General features: G+C 35.1%; 1 protein-coding gene. It reads left to right on the forward strand.

Annotated features, from left to right (window positions below; translation table 11 throughout):
* Window positions 1–17: 17 nt before the first annotated feature.
* Window positions 18–555 (forward strand): RNA-guided endonuclease TnpB family protein (locus MICAI_RS16880; protein ID WP_232306226.1); only part of this gene is annotated, 538 nt, incomplete at its 3' end.

The raw sequence follows: 555 nt of genomic DNA on the forward strand, positions 1-555 counted from the left end.
GGGGGTGTCACTTGTCTATGAGCGACGTAAAATTGACCACTTCCCGAAGAGAAATAATTGAAGTGAGAATTGTCCCCAAAAGTAGCTGTTATGTCATTGAAATAGTCTATGAAAGACGGTCGGAAACCACAGATAAACAAGAGATAGCTGGGATAGATTTAGGAGTTAATAACTTAATGGCTGTAACTACAAATCAAACAGGTGTAGCACCTCTTTTGGTAAATGGCAGACCGTTAAAAGCAATTAACACCTTCTACAACAAACAACGTTCCCGCTTACAATCTCAACTGAAAACCAGAAATAATCAACCCTCATCTAAGAGATTGATATTCCTAACCCATAAACGAAACTGTCGAGTAGAAAATTATCTACACACAGCCAGTAAAAGAGTAATAGATTGGTGTATTATTCATCAAATAGGGACATTAATAATTGGGCATAATGAGCGGATAAAACAATGTCTTAATCTAGGAAAAAGGAATAATCAACAATTTGTTAATATTCCCCATTATAGATTAATAGAAATGTTAACCTACAAAGCTCAATTAAAAGGAA

It is taken from the genome of Microcystis sp. T1-4 (assembly GCF_000297435.1).
Taxonomy (GTDB): Bacteria; Cyanobacteriota; Cyanobacteriia; order Cyanobacteriales; family Microcystaceae; genus Microcystis.